Annotated in this window: 1 protein-coding gene; it reads left to right on the top strand. The window is 39.2% G+C overall.

Going from position 1 to position 462, the window contains the following annotated elements; translation table 11 throughout:
• Nucleotides 1–147: 147 nt before the first annotated feature.
• Nucleotides 148–462, top strand: a 315-nt coding sequence (locus DF185_RS24890; RefSeq protein WP_207784755.1) for a reverse transcriptase domain-containing protein, incomplete at its 3' end; no start/stop codon positions are given.

Genomic DNA, 462 nt, shown 5'->3' on the forward strand with positions numbered 1-462 from the left:
TGGACGGAACAGAATAAGCTGTTGCTTAACTGGCTTCCGTATCTATTGATAGTTAGTAACGGGTGCTTCCAGGTAAGAAACTAAGTATATTTAATGATTAAAAAGAAAAATAATGGTAAATTATAAGATTGGGCTGCTGCAAACGATTTGAATATTCCTGTGGATGTGATTTTCATAGATCTAAGCAAGGCCTTCGATAAGGTTTCCCACTCTGGTCTTAAATTCAAACTGGAACGTTTTGGAATCCATTATACAGTCGTCGATTTGATAAGTAACTTTCTCCATGACAGGAGACAAGGGGTAAGGGTTAATGGGGCTCTCTCCTCGTGGGTACCTGTAAAATGTGGGGTTCCCCAAGGCACAATCCTAGGTCCTCTTCTCTTTTTACTTTATGTAAATGAATTGCCAACTGTAGCAAAATCATCCGTTCTACTCTTCGCTGATGACATAAAGATTTGGAGA

The organism is Marinifilum breve, from assembly GCF_003202155.1.
GTDB classification, from domain to species: domain Bacteria; phylum Bacteroidota; class Bacteroidia; order Bacteroidales; family Marinifilaceae; genus Marinifilum; species Marinifilum breve.